The organism is Serpentinicella alkaliphila, assembly GCF_018141405.1.
Taxonomy (GTDB): Bacteria; Bacillota; Clostridia; order Peptostreptococcales; family Natronincolaceae; genus Serpentinicella; species Serpentinicella alkaliphila.
The window spans coordinates 1,661,834-1,681,504 of the sequence record NZ_CP058648.1 but is presented as its reverse complement, the minus strand read 5'-3'; the positions used below and the strand labels follow the sequence as shown (position 1 = coordinate 1,681,504).

20 protein-coding genes are annotated in these 19,671 nt (G+C 32.5%); 5 read left to right on the top strand and 15 right to left on the bottom strand.

Going from position 1 to position 19,671, the window contains the following annotated elements; translation table 11 throughout:
• Positions 1-10: 10 nt before the first annotated feature.
• Positions 11-850, bottom strand: a complete 840-nt coding sequence (locus tag HZR23_RS08480) for a CvfB family protein (RefSeq protein WP_132849107.1) — start codon at positions 848-850, stop codon at positions 11-13.
• 162 nt (positions 851-1,012) lie between these two features.
• The gene (locus tag HZR23_RS08475; protein ID WP_132849106.1) at positions 1,013-2,026 is read right to left on the bottom strand and encodes an aldo/keto reductase; all 1,014 of its coding nucleotides are present in this window, start codon (positions 2,024-2,026) and stop codon (positions 1,013-1,015) included.
• 176 nt (positions 2,027-2,202) lie between these two features.
• Between HZR23_RS08475 and HZR23_RS08470 the strand changes: the two genes are divergently transcribed.
• Positions 2,203-3,336, top strand: a complete 1,134-nt coding sequence (locus HZR23_RS08470; protein ID WP_132849105.1) for an amidase domain-containing protein — start codon at positions 2,203-2,205, stop codon at positions 3,334-3,336.
• Here the strand turns inward: HZR23_RS08470 and rluF are convergent, their stop codons facing one another.
• From rluF to HZR23_RS08440, 6 genes are all read right to left on the bottom strand, one after another.
• Positions 3,337-4,029: a 23S rRNA pseudouridine(2604) synthase RluF gene (gene rluF / locus HZR23_RS08465; protein WP_132849104.1), complete on the bottom strand. Its 693-nt coding sequence runs from the start codon at positions 4,027-4,029 to the stop codon at positions 3,337-3,339. It abuts the gene before it with no gap.
• 118 nt (positions 4,030-4,147) lie between these two features.
• Complete coding sequence (locus HZR23_RS08460; RefSeq protein ID WP_165913727.1) at positions 4,148-5,098, bottom strand: ABC transporter ATP-binding protein; 951 nt, start codon at positions 5,096-5,098, stop codon at positions 4,148-4,150.
• An 11-nt stretch (positions 5,099-5,109) separates the two neighbouring features.
• The gene (locus HZR23_RS08455) at positions 5,110-6,093 is read right to left on the bottom strand and encodes an ABC transporter ATP-binding protein (protein WP_132849103.1); all 984 of its coding nucleotides are present in this window, start codon (positions 6,091-6,093) and stop codon (positions 5,110-5,112) included.
• A 22-nt stretch (positions 6,094-6,115) separates the two neighbouring features.
• Complete coding sequence (locus HZR23_RS08450) at positions 6,116-7,027, bottom strand: ABC transporter permease (protein ID WP_132849102.1); 912 nt, start codon at positions 7,025-7,027, stop codon at positions 6,116-6,118.
• 9 nt (positions 7,028-7,036) lie between these two features.
• Positions 7,037-7,963 carry a nickel ABC transporter permease gene (nikB, locus tag HZR23_RS08445; RefSeq protein WP_132849101.1) on the bottom strand — a complete coding sequence of 309 codons (927 nt, stop codon included), beginning with the start codon at positions 7,961-7,963 and terminating at the stop codon, positions 7,037-7,039.
• 90 nt (positions 7,964-8,053) lie between these two features.
• Positions 8,054-9,595, bottom strand: a complete 1,542-nt coding sequence (locus tag HZR23_RS08440; RefSeq protein ID WP_132849100.1) for a glutathione ABC transporter substrate-binding protein — start codon at positions 9,593-9,595, stop codon at positions 8,054-8,056.
• 379 nt (positions 9,596-9,974) lie between these two features.
• On the opposite strand from HZR23_RS08440, the gene HZR23_RS08435 reads away from it, so the two are divergent.
• The 3 genes from HZR23_RS08435 to HZR23_RS08425 all read left to right on the top strand — a co-directional run bounded on the left by HZR23_RS08435 (position 9,975) and on the right by HZR23_RS08425 (position 11,702).
• Positions 9,975-10,280: a hypothetical protein gene (locus HZR23_RS08435; protein WP_213050192.1), complete on the top strand. Its 306-nt coding sequence runs from the start codon at positions 9,975-9,977 to the stop codon at positions 10,278-10,280.
• Positions 10,261-10,764, top strand: coding sequence for an IS1634 family transposase (locus HZR23_RS08430; RefSeq protein WP_213050191.1), 504 nt, complete (start codon positions 10,261-10,263; stop codon positions 10,762-10,764). The genes HZR23_RS08435 and HZR23_RS08430 overlap by 20 nt, the downstream gene beginning before the upstream one ends.
• 149 nt (positions 10,765-10,913) lie before the next feature.
• Positions 10,914-11,702, top strand: coding sequence for an IS1634 family transposase (locus HZR23_RS08425; RefSeq protein ID WP_213050356.1), 789 nt, complete (start codon positions 10,914-10,916; stop codon positions 11,700-11,702).
• 288 nt (positions 11,703-11,990) lie between these two features.
• Here the strand turns inward: HZR23_RS08425 and HZR23_RS08420 are convergent, their stop codons facing one another.
• The 7 genes from HZR23_RS08420 to HZR23_RS08390 form a co-directional block, all read right to left on the bottom strand.
• Positions 11,991-12,458, bottom strand: coding sequence for a Dps family protein (locus tag HZR23_RS08420; protein WP_132849833.1), 468 nt, complete (start codon positions 12,456-12,458; stop codon positions 11,991-11,993).
• 260 nt (positions 12,459-12,718) lie between these two features.
• The gene (gene pflA / locus HZR23_RS08415) at positions 12,719-13,438 is read right to left on the bottom strand and encodes a pyruvate formate-lyase-activating protein (RefSeq protein ID WP_132849834.1); all 720 of its coding nucleotides are present in this window, start codon (positions 13,436-13,438) and stop codon (positions 12,719-12,721) included.
• 6 nt (positions 13,439-13,444) lie between these two features.
• Entirely contained in the window at positions 13,445-15,676 is a 2,232-nt protein-coding gene (gene pflB / locus HZR23_RS08410) for a formate C-acetyltransferase (protein WP_132849835.1), read from the bottom strand.
• A gap of 650 nt (positions 15,677-16,326) precedes the next feature.
• Positions 16,327-16,530 carry a hypothetical protein gene (locus tag HZR23_RS08405; protein WP_132849836.1) on the bottom strand — a complete coding sequence of 68 codons (204 nt, stop codon included), beginning with the start codon at positions 16,528-16,530 and terminating at the stop codon, positions 16,327-16,329.
• Positions 16,531-16,564: 34 nt separating this feature from the next.
• Complete coding sequence (locus HZR23_RS08400) at positions 16,565-16,822, bottom strand: hypothetical protein (RefSeq protein WP_132849837.1); 258 nt, start codon at positions 16,820-16,822, stop codon at positions 16,565-16,567.
• A gap of 25 nt (positions 16,823-16,847) precedes the next feature.
• On the bottom strand, positions 16,848-18,443 hold the full coding sequence (locus HZR23_RS08395) for an NAD(P)/FAD-dependent oxidoreductase (RefSeq protein WP_132849838.1): 1,596 nt from the start codon (positions 18,441-18,443) through the stop codon (positions 16,848-16,850).
• 188 nt (positions 18,444-18,631) lie between these two features.
• Positions 18,632-19,237 carry an AEC family transporter gene (locus HZR23_RS08390; protein ID WP_330615948.1) on the bottom strand — a complete coding sequence of 202 codons (606 nt, stop codon included), beginning with the start codon at positions 19,235-19,237 and terminating at the stop codon, positions 18,632-18,634.
• Between the two features lie 202 nt (positions 19,238-19,439).
• On the opposite strand from HZR23_RS08390, the gene HZR23_RS17010 reads away from it, so the two are divergent.
• Positions 19,440-19,655, top strand: coding sequence for a hypothetical protein (locus HZR23_RS17010; RefSeq protein ID WP_249536655.1), 216 nt, complete (start codon positions 19,440-19,442; stop codon positions 19,653-19,655).
• Positions 19,656-19,671 lie beyond the last annotated feature (16 nt).

The following is a 19,671-nucleotide window of genomic DNA, read 5'->3' as shown; positions in this document are numbered from 1 at the left end:
TTAGCCTATGCTAATCTAATAATTCAATACCATTATCTATAAATTTAATCTTTCCTTCTTTAAGTAGTCTACCAACTGCTCTTTTAAAAGCATTTTTACTCATATTTAATTCTAATTTAATTGCATTGGCATCACTTTTATCATTTAAATATAGTATTCCATTATTATTTTCAAGCTTTTCTAAAATTAGTTTGGAGTCTTCATCCATTTGTAGATAAGCCTTTTCTCTCATACTTAAATCTAGTTTTCCATCTTCCCTAGCCCTTACTACCCTAGCTTCGATTCTTTCTCCAACTTTATAATCCCTAAATACTTCACTTTTTGGAATTAGACCATAATATGTATTATCTACAGCCACAAAGACACCCACATCTTCATTTACTTTATATACTATACCTCTAACCCTAGCATCTTCTTTGTATGGTGCGTCTTCCTGTAAATATTTATATATATCCATAGTTGCACATAATCTTTGACTTTTATCCAAATAAAGCGCAACTAAATACTCCTTACCTACTCTTACACGAACAGTTTGCTCGTTAAATGGTAGCAGTAAATCCTTTTCTAAGCCCCAGTCCATAAAAGCACCTATTTTTGTTACATCCACAACTTTTAAATAAGCTAATTGACCTAAGGTTAGCTTAGGCTTATTTACAGTAGCAATTAATCTATCCTCTGAGTCCCTATAAACGAAAACCTCTACTTCATCTCCAACCTCTAAATCGCTATCAATCTGATTGTTTGGTAAAAGTATATCGTCGCCATCTGAATCTTCTTTAGAGTTTAAAAACGCTCCGACTGAAGTCATTCTTAATATTTCTAGCTTTTGAATTTTTCCTATTTCTATCATAGTTCACCTTCTTTTCTTTATTGTATACTCTTAATATAATACCATATTTAAGCAAAATTTAAACTTGTTACTATAGTATTTGTACATTTACTTCTTAAAAAACAAATAAAAAGAACTTTAAGCATTTTTTTGAAGTGCATAAAGTCCATTAAATTTAATTCCCTATCTTTTCTCTAGTTTTAATGCAACGTCCTTTAACATGTCTCTTATTTGCAGATTATATGGACATCGAGGCTCACAGGCACCACATTCTATACATTCAGAAGCCTTATGAGGTAAGGCGTCATATCTTGATTGTGCCCATTCTGTTAAATCGTATCTCGTGAAATACCCCTCCATTAAAAATGCAGCTGGTATATCTATTCCTTGAGGACATGGTAGACAATATCCACATCGTCTGCAGAATTTTGTTCCTAACTCTCTTTTAATTTTATCTATAGCATCTTTCTCATCCTCAGATAATGGAATGTAGTTAATTCCAGCATTTAGATTTTCCTCTACTTGCTTTTCTTCATCCATACCAGGAATTACTACTGAGATATTTGGATTTTCAAGTATGTATCTAATAGCTAAATTTCCATTATCTAGGGCTCCACCAGCCATTGGTTTCATAATTATAACGCCAATATTCTTTTTTGCTGCCTTTTTAAATAAAGCCTCCCCCTGACTTTCAACTATATTATATGGAAATTGAATAGTTGAAAAATAATCAGTATCAAGGGCATAATTAATTAAGTCGAAGTCATGACTTGTTATGCCAATTTCCTTTACAAGGCCTTGCTCTTGTGCTTCCTTTAATGCTCTATAAGCCCCGTCTGGTCCCATTATTTGATCTAATTGCCCCTTAGTCTTTACTAAGTGAAATTGATACAAATCTATAACACCACAGTCAAAATTTTTTAGACTGATTTCTAGGTCTTTTTTCATAGCATCATAAGTTCTAGACATAGATTTAGTAGCAATAAAGCATTTTTTATTATGGCCCTTTAAAGCTAGTCCAATTAGTCTCTCACTATCTCCATAGGCCCTAGCACTATCAATAAAATTAACACCCTTTTCAAGTGCCAGTTTTACTATTGAAACAGCCTTATCCTCTGGAAGTCTTTGAATCGGAATGCCACCGAAACCTATTACACCTATATCAAAATTTGTTTTTCCTAAAGTTCTTTGAATCATTTCATTGCCTCCTTATTAATCCTATGTAAACATTTTACATATACAATAATTTTAACATCTTTATTATTCTCTATACAATGTCAATCTTCCTGCCTTTTTTCTTTTTAAATAGAAGTTATAGTACTAGCCCTAAATTCATAATAATCATAGGAGAGCATTTATTGGGGGAGTTAAATATGATTGTAATAATTTCTAAAAAAAAATTCACTTATGCAATAATAATTATACTAGTTATAATTGTCATATTCGCAGGATTAATGTCCTATCTACATAGGCCTACCTCTATGTCATCATTTACTGAGTTAGATGAAGGGTTACAAAAGTTTTTAGATGCTAAAATAAATGAGATTTTTGAATTTAGAAATAGTGTCTTATTAAAAGCTGATACTGAAGGATTAGACGAATTATATATTAGGACAGAACAAAAAAGCTTATGGGCATATGAGCACGAAATAAAAAAAATGAAGTATTTACATAAATGGTCAGAAAAACAAGGTGTACAATTTCATGATATAAACTCTCATATTATAATAAGATCTGCTCAAGCGAAAAATGAAGGCTACACCCTTAATCTGCTTGTTTCAACGGAATATATATATAAATATGAAGACTCTCGTGATACTAATTCCTTTAGAATTGGTACTTATCATTCTATTGACTTAATGCCCCATGAGGAAGAAGGTTGGATTATTAGTAAAGAATGGTATACGGACCCATTTGCTGATTCCTTGGAATTAGATGATATAAAAAGTAACAAAATTAAAGAAACTATCCATTCAGGGACGCCCAAAGATCTTTCCAACCTTAATGAAAGAAGGGTAAAAGCTGTGGAGTACGTAGATATGTATAGTGGAGCCGCAAGTCTTCCTAAGTATGGATTTAAATATAATTCTAAATATAGAAATTATAATAGTCTTGGTGGTGACTGTGCAAATTTTGCATCACAAATGCTATATGAGGGGGCGCAGTTTAAGAAAAATCGAACTTGGAATTATGAAAGAGGGGCCGGGAGTAAGTCATGGATAAATGCCCATGGTTTTAATGACTATATGTTAAATAGCGGAAGAGGATCTGTAATTGCCCGTGGAGCCTATGCGGAGGTACTAGAGAGCACATATAAATTAATACCAGGTGATTATGTTGCTTACGAAAAACAAGGGAAGGTAACCCATATATCTGTTGTAACCTCAGCTGATTCAAAGGGCTATGCCCTGGTAAACTCTCATAACTCTGACAGACATAGGGTTCCATGGGATTTGGGCTGGAGTAATAAGGGTATAAGATTCATTTTAGTGAGAGTAAACTATTAGTTAATAGTCGATATTTTTCATTAGCTCACTTAATTCACCACTTGTTAGATTTCTCCATTTACCTATTCTAAGGTCGCCTAAATGTATATTCATTATCCTAATTCGTTTAAGCTTTACAACCCTGTAATCAAATTTTTGGCACATTCTCCTAATCTGTCTATTTAGCCCTTGTGTTAGGATAATTTTGAAAACGCGATCACTTATGGCAGTGACTTTGCAGGGTTTTGTTTTAGTACCTAAAATGTTAACACCCTTAGCCATACCCTCAATAAAGGATTCAGTTATTTTTTTATTTACTGTTACTATGTATTCTTTCTCATGGTTATTTTCTGCCCTTAAAATTTTATTTACTATATCCCCATTATTAGTCAGTAATATTAAGCCCTCAGAATCCTTGTCTAACCTACCAATTGGGAATATTCTCTCTGGGTGATTAACGAAGTCTACTATATTACCTTCAATATGTTTTTCAGTAGTTGAAGTTATTCCTACTGGTTTATTAAGGGCTATATATATAGCTTTTTTCTTTTTACCAGTTTTATTATTATCTATGTATACTGTATCCCCAATCTCTACAATACTACCTACTTCTGCTATACCCCCGTTTATTTTAACTCTTTTAGCTTCAATTAACTTATCTGCTTCTCTTCTTGAGCAGAACCCTGTTTCACTAATATATTTATTAATCCTCATAAAAACCACCCTTATATATTATAATTATATATATTATTAGACTATTACTTAGAAAAATTCATTTTAAAAGCTTATGCAAAATGCCCATGGTGTCCCATGGGCTATATTATTGAATATACTATTTATTAACTAAATGACAAGCTACTGAGTGATCTCCGCCTACATCTATTAACTCTGGTTCAAGTCCAAAGCATTTATCCATTACATATGGACATCTTCCTGCAAACCTACAGCCATTTGGTGGGTTTATAGGGCTTGGAACATCTCCTTCAAGTATAATTCTATTCCTTTTCTGTCCAATTTTAGGAATTGGTATAGCAGATAATAGTGCTTGTGTATATGGATGTAGTGGGTTCTGGAATATTTGCTTAGATGTAGTTATCTCTACAACTTTTCCTAAATACATTACTGCAATTCTATCACTTATATGCTTAACAACACTTAAGTCATGAGAAATAAACATATATGTTAAGCCAAGCTTTTCTTGTAAGTCCTGCATTAAATTTAATATTTGTGCCTGAATAGAAACGTCTAAAGCAGAAACTGGTTCATCACAAACAATAAACTTTGGATTTAAAGCTAATGCTCTTGCAACTCCAACTCTTTGTCTTCTTCCCCCATCTAACTCATGGGGATATGTGTTCACTAGTCTTTCACTTAGCCCAACTAATTCCATTAACTCTACAACTTTTTCTTCTCTTTCCTTTGGTTTATACATATTGAATATTTCAAAAGGCTCACCAATTATTTCTGAAAGACTTAGTCTTGGATTTAGTGAAGCAAATGGATCCTGAAACACAATTTGCATTTCTTTTCTAGCATCTCTCATTTGTCTTTCGCTATATTTTCTAATGTCTTTTCCTTCAAATAATATTTCACCATCAGTTGCTTCAATTAATCTTAACACTACTCTACCCGTAGTAGACTTACCACAACCACTTTCCCCAACTATACCTAGGGTTTCACCTTTCTTAATTTCAAAGTTTACACCATCAACCGCATGTAATAACCCTTTCTTAGTTGGGAAATATTTTTTTAGATTATTTACTTTTAATAAAGTTTCCTTCATAATCTTCCCCCCTATTTTCCAGTAGCTACAAGCCCTTGATATATTAAACATGAGATTTTAGTACCATCTTCAAGTTCAACTATATCTGGCTCCCTAGTTTTACAAATCTCTTGAGTATGAGGGCATCTAGGATGGAATGTACATCCAGTAGGAAGATTAGTAGGGTCTGGCATTGTACCTCTAATAGGATTTAGCCTATCTACCTCTTCATCTAAACTTGGAATAGAACCAAATAGTCCCTTAGTATATGGATGCTTTGGCTCAGTGAAAAGTGCATTAACATCTGCAAATTCAACAACTTTCCCTGCGTACATAATTGCAACCTTATCACACACCTCAGCCACTACACCTAAGTCATGTGTTATTAGAAGCATTGAAGTTTTGAATTGCTCCTTTAACTTTTTCATAAGTTCGAGAACCTGCGCTTGAATTGTAACGTCCAAGGCTGTAGTAGGCTCATCGGATATTAGTAACTCAGGGTTACATGATAGGGCCATGGCAATACCAACCCTTTGTCTCATACCACCACTAAATTGATGTGGGAACTCTCCAGCTCTTGCCTTTGGAATACCAACTAAATCTAGCATTTCTTCAGCTTTTATAGCAGCTTCCTTTTTATTTAGCTTTTGATGAAGTGCAATGGATTCTGTAATTTGAAAGCCTACTGGCATTACAGGATTAAGAGATGTCATAGGGTCTTGGAATATCATAGATATTTTATTACCTCTAATTTTTCTCATTTCTTCAGTTCTTTTAAGAAGCAAATCTTCTCCATTAAATAATATTTGTCCTTCTAATATTTTTCCAGGAGGATTCGGTACTAACTGCATAATTGATAGAGCTGTTGTAGTTTTACCAGCTCCTGTCTCCCCTACTAATCCTAAGGTTTCACCTTTTCTTAGGTTAAAAGAAAGGTTTTCTACTGCTTTTACAGAACCATCCTGAGTTTTATATTCAACTCTAAGATTCCTTATATCTAAAATTACCTCTGACACGGTTTATTCACTCCAATCCCAATTATTGTTTAAGTCGTGGGTCCAATGCATCCCTTAGACCGTCACCTAAAAGGTTCAATGCAAATATTGTAATCATAATTGCAAGACCAGGAAACGTAGCAACGTGTGGTGCAGTTCTAATTAAGTTTCTACCACTTGACAACATAGCTCCCCATTCAGGAGTAGGTGGTGTAATTCCTAATCCAATGAAGCTTAGCCCAGCGGCAGAAAGAATTGCCCCTGCAACCCCTAAGGTACCCTGTACAATTATTGGTGCCATTGAGTTAGGGATGATATGTTTTGTTATAATTCTAAAATCATTTGCTCCAATAGCTCTTGCTGCCTCAATAAATTCTTGTTCCTTTATAGTAATAACAGAAGCCCTAACAATCCTAGCATATGTTGGAACGGAGCTTATACCAACAGCAATCATTACCTTTATTAGCCCCCCACCAAAGGCACTTACTATTGCAATAGCAAGTAAAATCTGCGGAATGGCTAGAAATATATCCATAAATCTCATAATAGCATTATCTAATTTTCCACCATAGTAACCAGCTAAAGCTCCTAAAGAGCCCCCAAGGATAATTGATATGCCTACAGCAACTAAACCTACTTGTAAAGATATACGGGAACCATGAATAACTCTACTTAACATATCTCGACCTAAGTCGTCAGTACCTAAAATATGTTGACTATTTGGTGGTTGATTAATATTTCTTAAGTTTTGATCTCTGTAGCTATATGGTGCTAGTTGGTCAGCAAAGATCGCTGTAAATACAATAATTAATAATACTGCTAATCCAAACATAGCCATTTTATTTCTTCTTAAACTTCTCCAAACCTCTGCCCATTGGCTTCTTTTTTTATGTTTTTTAGGGGCATTAGGTTGAATGACTGTAGTAGTTTGTTTTTCAATTGTAGTTTTCATCATATACCCCCCTTATTTATATTGAGCCTTTATTCTAGGATCTAAAAACGCGTAAAGAATATCAACAGTTAGGTTTACAAGACTGAAAGCTAGTGCAATTAATAATACTCCACCTTGAACTACAAAGTAGTCTTTTTGTCTTATTGCATCAACCATAAGTCTTCCAACACCTGGCCATGAAAATATTGACTCTGTTAAAACTGCCCCACCTAAAAGATATCCAAACTGCAAACCAATAACTGTTACAATTGGTATAAGTGCATTTTTAAGAGCGTGTCTATTAATAACAACACTTTCTTTTAAGCCCTTAGCTCTAGCTGTTCTAATATAGTCCTGTCTTACTACCTCAAGCATACTTGAACGTGTCATTCGTGTAATTATAGCCGCTGAACTTGTACCTATGGTTAAAGCAGGCAAAATTAAATGTCTAAATGTACCATAGCCACCTGAAGGCAGCATACCTAATGTTACTGAAAATAGTAATATCATCATTAACCCTTGCCAAAAGTTAGGCATTGAAACTCCGATTAGGGCAAAAACCATACTTACCATATCGAAGACCGAGTATTGCTTGGTTGCGGAGATAATTCCAATTGGAATACCTATAAGAACAGCTATCAATACCGCAGCTGCAGCTAATTGTAATGTCGCAGGAAACCTCCCCATTAATTCGCTTGTAACTGGTTGTTTTGTTACAAGTGATCTACCTAAATCCCCTTTAAGGGCATTTTTTACAAAATTAAAGTATTGCTCATGGAATGGGTCATTAAGTCCCATCTGTTCTCTTAAAGCTTCCACTTCCTCTTTTGGTGCTCTTTCTCCTAACATTACCTGAGCTGGATCACCAGGTGTAAAATACATAATAGTAAAAACTACAAATGAAACTCCCAGCATAACAGGTATTAGTAATAGTAATCGTCTCAGAATATACCTATGCATACAATTTCCCCCAAATTCCGTATTAATTGAAAATTGGGTCATTATGCATGACCCAATTTATTGTTATTTAGTGTCTTTTAATTCAATGTATTACTTATTGTAAACTTTATATAATTTGTGATGTCCTGCTATATGAGGTCTAAAACCTTCAACATAATCTCTATGAGCATTAAGTTCATCTCTAAATGCTAGGAATAGTAATGGAGCTTCATCTACTACTATTTGTTGTGCTTCATCATATGCTGCAGCTCTATCTGCTTCATCAGCACTTGTTTTACCGATATCTAATAATTCATCAACTCTAGGGTTAGAATAGAATGATCTATTTCCAGCATCACCAAATTGACTAGAGTGGAATAGAGAGTAAAGACCGTAGTCTGCATCTCCAGTTACCGCAACCCAACCTAATAGATACATATCATGCTCACCTAAAGAAGTTCTTTGTAGATATGGAGCAAACTCCATAATTTCTATTGCTACTTCAATTCCAACTTGGGCTAATTGCTCTTGGAAGATTTCAGCGTACTTAATTCTTATTGGATTATCATTTGTCCAAATAGTTGTTTTGAACCCGTTTTCAAATCCAGCTTCTGCTAATAATGCTTTAGCTTCTTCTAAATTTTGAGCGTATCCTGGTAAATCAGTTTTAGCAAATGCAACATTTGGTGCTAAAGGACCTTTAGCTACAGTAGCATATCCTTTGAATGCAACTTCTGTTGCTAACTCTGTATCTAAAGCTAAAGTAATAGCTTTTCTAACTCTTACATCGTTAAATGGCGCTTTGTTTGTGTTAAAGCCCATAAAGAACGTTGTTAATCCATCTGTTTTAAGAGCAGTAATTCCCTCAGTGTTTTCTAAGTTCGGGAAATCATCTGGACCTGCATCATAGATAACATCTACTTCGCCTGTTTCTAATGCAATTGCTCTTGGAGTATTTTCTGTAATAAATCTAAATGTTACAAACTTAGAAGCAGCTGGTCCCTCATAATAGTCTTCAAATCTTTCTAACTCGATAGAATCTCCAGAGTTCCATTTAATAAATTTGAAAGGACCTGTTCCAACAGGATTTCTTCCATAGTCAGCACCTGATGCTACTACAGCTGATTCATTTAAGATTGCTGTTGCAGTATGTCCTAAATGAGTTATAAATGGTCCGAATGCAAATTTTAAATGAATAGTGAAGTTATAATCATCTTCAACTTCGATTCTATCCACTGCATTTAATAAGAATGCACCTGGTGATTTAGTTTCTGGCGCTAACATTCTTTCAAAAGTAAATTTAACATCGTTAGCTGTTAATTCTTCACCATTGTGGAATTTTACACCTTGACGAAGTACGAATTTGTACTCTGTTTCACTTACCATTTCGTAACTTTCAGCAAGTCCTAAATCTAAAGATAAATCTTCATTTTGTTCCATTAACGTGTTGTATAACTGTTTCATAACTCTTGATGAAGCCTGGTCATTAGTCGCATGTGGGTCTAATGATCTTGCGTCTGACATAGTAGCTACAACTAGTGTATCCTTATCAGCTGCTTTTCCAACTTCAGTTGTTGCAGGTTTGCTACAGCCAGTTGCAAATGCCATTACAACTAAGCATAAAGCTAATACTAAAACTATAGTCTTTTTCATTTTTTTAAAACCCCCCTTAGATAATTAATGCTTGTTCACTTTCACACAAACAATCCTATTTTAATCACCAACATTTTATTACTGAGAAAAAATATAGGCGATAAAATAACTAATAGGCGATTTGATAATATTCTGAAATATAATCAAGCCTATACTCTAATATACCAATAAAATTAGTAAAATGTCAATCAAATTATACGCATTTTTCAATATACACAGCATATTCATACTATCCAGAATATTAAAAATATTGCATCAATTTTTCAAAAAGTAAAATATATCCTGAGTTTATAGGTTCAAAAACTAAAAAGATAATAAAACACTTGAATTTCAGGTGTTTTTTTATTGGAAATTTTGGAAATAATCGTTGTGTACTTCGATGTACTGTGATATAATAAAAGAGGGTGATTTTATGTTTATTAGAGTGACTAAGAGTCCTACAGCTAAGTATAAAAAAGTATATCTTGTTGAAGGCTACCGTGACGAAAATGGTAAATCTAAACAAAGAATTATTAAATGCTATGGCAATCTTGAAGAATTAGAGGCTAATGATCCGGATATTCTACAAAAGCTAAAAGATTCTGCTAAATTGATAACTAAAAACCAAGTAAATCTAACATTGAACCTTAGTGATAGTAACGATGATATGGAAATTGATAAGAACTATGGCTACTTTTTTTCTTGAAAGACTCTATAATGAGCTTAGTTTACCTCAGTTTTTTAAATCACAAATGCGTAAAAGAAAGCATGTTTTTGACTTGAATGAAGTTTTTCAATTGCTTCTATATGGAAGAATTCTGAAACCTGCTAGTAAAAAATCAACATTTGAAAATAAAGATGAGTATTTCGAATCTTTTAAAGTAACTATAAATTCTATTTACGAGTCTCTCTCTCTAATGAAGGATATTAAAGAAGACCTACAACAACATCTTCATCAACAAGTTTCACAGATCCACGGTAGAGATACTTCACTTGTTTTCTTTGATGTAACTAACTATTACTTTGAATCAGACTTAGAAAATAATCTTAAAAAAGTTGGTATCTCTAAACAAAAAAGAACAACGCCAATCGTACAAATGAGTCTAGCAATTGATAGAGCAGGCCTACCTGTTGGGTATGATCTTTTTCTGGTAATACCCATGATAGTACAATGCTTATTCCTGCCTTAAAGAATATGAAAAATAGATATGCTCTTGAGAGAGTAATTCTAACAAAGAGACAAAGCTCTAAATAGTGGTAAAAACCTAGCTTTTCTTGTAGAAAACAATGATGGTTACATAGTTTCACAAAAGGTAAGAGGTCTTGCTCTAAGACATTTATAAAAGAAATTCTTAAAGATGAAGGCTACGTTTATAACTCTACTAAAACTTTTAAGATTAAATCTTTCTTCAGGGAAAGAAAAACTAATAACGAAAATGGTGAGGAAATTACACTCAAAGAAAAAGTTGTATCTTTCTGGGCCGCCGATTATGATGCTAGAGAAAAACACAAAAGAGAAAAATTAGAAGAAAAAATTCAAGAGTATCTTGAAAATCCTTCGAAATATAAAGCTTCTAATCGTTATGGTGTAAAAAAGTATTTAAAAGAAATAGAGATAGATACTTTTACAGGTGAAGTGGAAGATAAAAAAACGCTCTTAGAGTTTGAAGTCGCTAAGTACGAAAGAGATGTGGCCTTAGATGGGTATTATGCTCTTGTTACCAGTGAGCTTGAAATGCCTGATGAAGAAATAATTGAAAGGTATAGAGGTCTTTGGAAGATAGAAGAATCTTTTAAAGTTTTAAAGTCAGATTTAGAAGGTCGTCCTGTCTATGTTCGAAGAGAGGATAGAATAGAAGGACATTTTCTTATTTGTTTCGTAGCATTATTAATTTCGAGAATTTTAGAGAATAAACTCAAAAACAAATACTCTATTAAACGAATACAAGAGTCTCTTAGAAATGCGACGTGTAGATTTATTACCAATGGAATCTACTCACTTAATAAACAAGATGAAATTTATAGAGATATCGAAAAATTATTTGGTGTTTCTCTAAATTACAGAAATATAAGAATCGAGCAAATTCGTTCTTATAGGAAAGAAATAGTTCACAACATAAAAAAATAAAAACAAATCAGCTATGACCTAGTATTTTTAAGGTGTTTAGCTGATTTTTTGTTCTTGCAACCTATAAACTCAGGAGCATATTCATACTATCCAGAATATTAAAAATATTGCATCAATTTTTCAAAAAGTAAAATATATATATATTGTACTATATATATGGATATACCTACCAACTTGAAGCAGTTAATTATCATCATTGTACCATAAATGTATAAATATAGTAATAATAAAAATAAAAAGTGGTTGCCTTTATTCAGACAACCACGATTTATTATTTAATTTTAGTTCCTATGCTAAAAATGCACTTAGCATCCAAATAGTCTTTTCTAATTTTGTAAGCTTTTCTACAGCTAGACCAACAGTAACTTGATCATCATATTTTTCTGCTTGTTTAATACCTTTTCTAAGTTCGTTTGCCATAAAGCTATAGTCATCTAGTAAAGAGTTACAAATTTCTTCACTAGTATACTTTTTGCTAGGAGCTTCTTTTAATTGTGCTACTTCTAAGTATTCTTTCATTGTTGCAATAGGTCTATGTCCTAATTGAAGTATTCTTTCAGCAACTTCATCTATTTCTTCCGCAGTGCCATTATAAAGTTCTTCTAATTTAGAGTGAATTTGGAAAAATGCTTTTCCTTCAACATTCCAATGAAAATTATGAAGCTTTGTATAAAGCACATGTAAATTAGCTAAATAAATATTTAAACCATCTGCTAAATCCTTTGCACCTTGTTCATCAATCCCTATATTTCTCATACTATATATCCTCCTTAAATCATATATTATATTTTTTACATTTAATATAATACCCAAGAGAGAATTATATAATCATATTATTTTACTAATCCATATTTAATTTTTATGTTTTAGATAAAGCTTTGAAGATCACAATAGGCAAATTTTGAGAAGAATATATTTTACTAATACAATAATTTACTCTAAGACAAGAGTATTGTTATTTAATCATAGTTAAACGTAAAAAAGAACCCTGATATTCATCAAGGTTCTATTTTATTCTACATTTTAAATCCCATATTTCTAATCACTTCTTTTAAATAATCCATTTTTTCTTGAGTAGGCTCCAGTGTATTTTCTAACTTATACTCTATGCCTAACTCATTCCACTTCTTCACACCCATTGTGTGATATGGTAATAATTCAACCTTCTCAATAGTTTGAAATGGTTTTATCATATTCACTAGCTGCTCTATATCAGCCTTTGTGTCATTTATTCCAGGTACAATAACCTGTCTAATCCAAAGGGGAGTATTTTTTTTATTAGCGTATTTTAATAGGGCTAGTGTATTATCTATTTCGTATCCTGTTATTTCTTTAAATTTCAAAGGGTCAGTATGCTTTATATCTAATATAACTAGATCCGTGTAGTCTAATAATTTCTTTACATTATCGTTAAAAATACATCCAGAGGTGTCTAGTGCAGTATGAATTTTGTTTTCTTTTAGTTTCTTAAAAATTTCTGTGCAAAATTCAGATTGCATTAAAGGGTCTCCGCCAGAAAGAGTTACCCCTCCCTTATTTTTAAAGTAAGGAGCAAACCTTTTTGCTTTTTTTACAATCTCATCACTGTCCATTTCACTTCCCAAACTATAATTCCAAGTGTCTGGATTATGACAATATACACATCTCAAAGGACACCCTTGCAAAAATACAATAAATCTTAAGCCTGGTCCATCAAGTGCACCCATTGTTTCTATTGAATGTATTTTACCTAACATAATGTTCTACAGCCTTTCGTGGAATGTTCTACTTATTACCTCTAACTGCTGTTTCTTAGTCAATCTGTGGAAGTTAACGGCGTATCCAGATACTCTTATAGTCAGGTTTGGATAATTTTGTGGCTCTTCCATAGCTTTTATAAGTTTACTTTTATCTAAAACATTTACATTTAAATGATGTGCATTTTGTCCAAAATATCCATCCATAATAGATACTAAATTGTCAATTTGCTCGTCAAGATTTGAACCAATAGCCTTTGGAGTTACAGTAAACGTACAAGATACCCCATCTCTACAGTTCTCAAAAGGTATTTTAGCTACAGAGTTTAACGAAGCTAAAGCCCCCATTTGATCGCGATTGTGCATTGGATTAGCTCCAGGTGCAAATGGTTCACCACTTTTTCTTCCATCTGGTGTAGAACCAGTCTTTTTACCATAAACTACATTTGATGTTATAGTAAGAATTGATAATGTGTGTTCAGCATTTCTATAAGTTTTATTTTTCTTTAAACTCTTATCAAAGTCCTTAACTACATTTACAACAATATCATCAACCTTGTCATTATCGTTTCCGAATTCAGGATATTCTCCCTCAACTTCAAAATCAACAATAATACCCTGCTCATTTCTTACTGGTTTTACCTTTGCATATTTTATTGCACTTAAAGAATCCCCAACTACAGATAAACCAGCTATACCAAAGGCCATAAATCTATGAACATTAGTATCATGAAGAGCCATATGAAGCTTTTCATAAGCGTATTTGTCATGCATATAATGGATTACATTCATAGTATTAACATAAGTCTTACATAACCAATCTCTATAATAATCAAATCTTGTCATAACTTCGTTAAAGTCTAAATACTCACTCTTAATTGGATCCATCGTTGGTCCAACTTGCAACCCAGTCATTTCGTCAATACCGCCATTTAAAGCCATTAATAACACCTTCGGAAGATTACATCTTGCTCCAAAGAATTGCATGTCTTTACCCATTCTCATTGCAGAAACACAACATGCTATTCCATAGTCATCCCCATATATCGGACGCATTATGTCATCATTTTCGTATTGAATTGAATCAGTTTCAATAGATACTTTACTACAATATCTTTTAAATCCTTCAGGAAGCATTTGAGACCATAGAATTGTAATATTAGGCTCTGGAGCAGGTCCTAAAGTATATAGTGTATGAAGAAATCTAAAGGAACTCTTAGTTACTAATGGAGTACCATCTTCACTGATTCCACCAACTGATTCTGTAATCCACATTGGGTCCCCAGCAAACAATTCGTTATAGTCAGTTGTTCTTAATTGTCTTGCCATTCTTAGTTTTAATACAAAATCATCAGTTATTTCTTGAGCAGTTTCCTCTGTTAGAATTCCTTCTTTTATATCTCTTTCAAAATATATGTCTAGGAATGTACTAATTCTTCCAATTGAAAGAGCTGCACCATTCTGTTGCTTAATTGATCCAAGATATGCAAAGTATGTCCACTGAACAGCTTCCTTTGCATTCATTGCAGGGTTAGATATATCAATACCATATCCTAAAGCCATTTCTTTTAATTGCTTTAAAAAGTCTATTTGTTCATGAAGCTCTTCAGAAAGTCTTATGTTTTCCTCATTCATTTCCATTTGACCTAGAGCTTTTTTATCTTTTATCTTTTCTTCAATTAATTTATTTACTCCATATAAAGCAACTCTTCTATAATCTCCAATTACTCTACCTCTACCATAAGCATCTGGTAGACCAGTAATTACTCCACTTTTTCTAATCTTTTTCATTTCATCTGAATAAACTTTAAAAACCCCATCGTTATGAGTTGTTAAATATTTAACGTTTTCTTCCACACGTTGACCCACTTTATAACCATAGGCATCACACGCTTGTCTAGCCATAGTTATACCTGCAAAAGGGTTTACTCCTCTAGTTAAAGGACTATTCGTTTGGAAACCTACAATAATTTCATTATCTTTATCTAAATACGCAGGAGCATAAGATAATAGAGATGAAACCGTATCAGTATCGATATCTAAAACTCCGCCCTTTTCTTGTTCTAAAGCATATAGCTCATCAAACTTCTTTTTCATTTTATTTGTTCTGTCTGTAGCCTTCGCTAAAAATGTTTCATCACCTGTGTAAACGCTATAGTTTTTCTGTATAAAATCTCTTACATTAATTGTTTCTTGCCAGTCTCCGCTAACAAAGCCTCTCCACCAATTATTAGTCAATTTAAAGCCTCCCTTTATAGTTTATATACTGATTAGAAGCAGAACTATTATCCTATGCCGCTACTAATTAACTCTTACTAAATTTTGAACTTTTTATAATTATTTCATATTAATGCATAAATTTTTATTGTTATTAACTTTCATACAAATAAAAAAATAGTTTTATATAAAACTATTATAAGGTTGGATTAGTTTGATGTCAAACCTTTTTTATAAAACTTATGACAAATTATGACACAGATTTATATCTTGTCTATTTACCTAACAACTTGTACAATAATTTAACACATTCTTGCGCAACTGACTGAAGCAATATCTTTAGTTACTGTAACATTTTCTTAATGTAAATGCAATGGAAATCCATAGAAGTCAATAAATTAATGTCTTTTAAAGTGAAACTTTTTATTAATTAGATCAAATAGACAAATACATTACAGACAATATACGGGCTTAATAATACAATAGAATTTGTAAATAATCTGAACATAGTATTTGAGAATTTTTTGAATTGTTTAATAATTCACAATATTGTGTACATGCGTTTATGCAGTTCCAGATATTAATTTACACCCAATACTTATACAAAATAAAAAAATCTAAGGATTATTATGTTTAAACCCTTAGATTTTTTATGTATATTTATACATTTTCTAAAAGAAACCTTTTACTAATAATATAAGTCCAAATATAGCTAACGGGACTCCTACAATTCCACCTACTATTGTCAAACAAAGGACTCCACCAATAATCATTAATAGTAACCCAATTATTATCGCTATCAACCTGCCAGTTAATTTAAATACAAGCTCTACAATATTTAGTACTAATTTAAATGGAAATAGTAAAATATTCATCCCCAACCCCCATACTTAATTCTTTATATAATTTTTATTTTCTTAATTTCTTTATTTGATTTTGCAGATATTTTAAATCATAATAATCAAAATCTTGTCCACTTACAATTATTGCTTTGTCATCTATTCTATGTCTTATTGTTAGAAATCGCTTTTCATCTTCATCTTCTATTTTATCTATGGTTCCATAGGGCTCAAATTTCCATTGTCGTCCCTCTTGGAATATAATGTAGTTCATATTACCTTTCTCTAATTCAGGTTGCAAGGCTTCAGCTAATTCCTGTATTCTCATCTTTTTTCCTCCAAGTGTTAAAATACTAAATAAAAGGTTTATACTTACTTATAATTTTTTCTGCTGCTTTAATTCCATCTACTGCTGCGGAAATAATCCCACCAGCGTAACCTCCACCTTCTCCTACAGGATAAATTCCTTTCGTACTAAGACTTTCCATTGTATCCCCATCCCTATCAATTCTTATAGGCGCAGAGCTTCTAGTTTCTACTCCTGTCATTATCGCATCATCAACGGAAAAGCCTTTTAGTTTTTTATCCATTTCAACAATGGCTTCTCTCATTGACTGAATAACATAGTCAGGTAAACAGTATTTTAGATTTGTCATTTTTACTTTCGGTAAATATGATGGTCTAACTTCCCCTACCTCTTTTGAATCCTCATCTATAAGGAAATCCTTTACTAATTGGGCAGGTGCTGTATAATTCCTACCGCCTAATTCATATGCAGCTCGCTCCCATTTTCTTTGAAACTCTACTCCTGCTAAGGGATGTTTACTTTCAAAGTCCTCAGTATTAATTTGAATTAGCAAGGCACTATTAGCATTAGCTTTATCTCTAGCATATTCACTCATTCCATTAGTAACAACAGTCTCAAGTTCTGAAGCTGCTGCTACAACGATTCCACCCGGACACATGCAAAATGTATAGGCTGCCCTTCCATTTGTACATTGGTATGTAAGTCTATAATCTGCAGCACCTAATCGTGGATGCTCTGAATGTTGTTTATATTGTGAAGTATTTATCAATTCTTGAGGATGCTCTATTCTAACTCCTATCGAGAAGGGTTTTTGCCTAATACTTATTCCTCTTTCATATAGCATCTCGTATGTATCTCTGGCACTATGTCCTATGGCTAATATAATCTGCTGCGCCTCGATCTTTTCTGTATTATTTACTACTACTCCTGTAATAGCGCCATTTTCGATTAGTATATCCGTGACTTTGCTATTAAATCTTACTTGTCCACCTAGCTCTATAATATTCTCTCTAATCCTTTTTACTACATTTTTTAATATATCTGTTCCAATATGTGGTTTATATGAATATAATATCTCTTCAGGGGAACCGGCTAAAACAAACTCCTCTAACACCTTTCTACATCTAATATCCTTTATTCGTGTTGTTAGCTTTCCATCTGAAAAGGTACCGGCGCCACCTTCTCCAAATTGAACATTGGATTCAACATTGAGTTTGCCTTCTTTCCAGAATCTATCTACATCCGCTGTTCTCGTATCAACGTCTGCTCCTCGCTCTAATAATATTGGTTTATAACCTCTTTGTGCCAATATTAAAGCCCCAAACATCCCTGCAGGACCAGATCCAATAATTATCGGTGAGTCTTTTAATTCTTTTCCTCCTGATTGTACATCCTTATAGCTAACATCTGGACTAATTTTCAAATTTTTGTTTTTACTTAAGACCTGTGCTTCATTTTTCACAACTACATCGACTATATATACAAAATAGATTTCATTTCTTTTTCTAGCATCAATAGACTCTTTATAGATTGAATACTCAATAATATCCTGATGATTTATCCTTAACTGTTTTGCAATTTTATTTTTCAGCAAACTAATATCTTCATCTATAGATAGTTTAACTTCATTTATTCTTATCATATGTATATCTTCCCTCCAACAAGCTTTCTTAACATTTCTAAGCTAGTGATTAATAATAAATCATAATATTTTCTTTCTTAGTAAAAAACTAATTCTTATATTTATACAGATAGTTTAACCTAAACAATTATATATATTTTTTAGCAATATTAACTTAACATTTTAATGAAAAATTTTCAAGTGTAGTTCTATACAATTAATTTCAAAAGCAATGGCAGGGTGACTATTGAAAATACAGTAGTTAAAAACACAATTACAGTGGCATAATCTTTTTCCTTTTTATAGCTTTCCGCGAAGATAGATGTCATAATAGCAGATGGCATTGCTACGAGAATTACTAGAGTATTATTTATTATCGAAATATTACTAATTAATAGTAATAAAAAGTAAAGTATTAGGGGCATAACAATTAATTTTACGATAACTCCATAATATACAGTAATATCCTTTATATAGTTTTTAATATCAACTTCTGATAGTATAACTCCTACTATTATCATAGATAGAGGGCCGGTTATGCTACCAATAGCATTAACGCTTAGTAGTAGCATATTAGGTAGTCTTATATCAACAGCCATAATTATAATACCAATATACACAGCAATAATATTAGGGTTCAAAACCACCTCTAATATGGCCTTCTTAATATCCTTGTTACTCACCTGCTCCTCTACTTTATTTTTAAATAATATAACTCCATATGTCCAAATGAATATTGTATAAAATATTTGAAATATAGAACCGTATAAAATTCCTTCCGACCCATATACTGCATTTAATATAGGGAATCCAATATATCCTCCTGACTTTAGAAGATATTATGCCCATTAAATTTAATAGGAATCTCTGAGGATTGCTAATGAAGCGGTTTTCAGAGATCTTTTTATTTGTAAAATTTTAATATATTTTGTCCTGTTATTTCCTATTATTTTCTTTCCATTTATACTTAAAAATGGTATAATAGGAATATAAATAATTATTCAGGGGGAACAGGTTATGTACGTTGCAATAACAGGTTCAGGAAAGGCTCGTGTAATTCAATTTAGAGAAGATACTCGCATTCCGGGAACTAATCGCAAGAAAACTCATGTTGTAAAAACTATTGGCAACTATGAACGTATGCTTGCAGAAGATCCAGATATTATTGCAAAATTAAAAGCCGAAGCAAATTTGAAATTACTAAGGCAAAGAAAACTTCTACTGCACCTTTAGCTCTTGAAGTACCCGT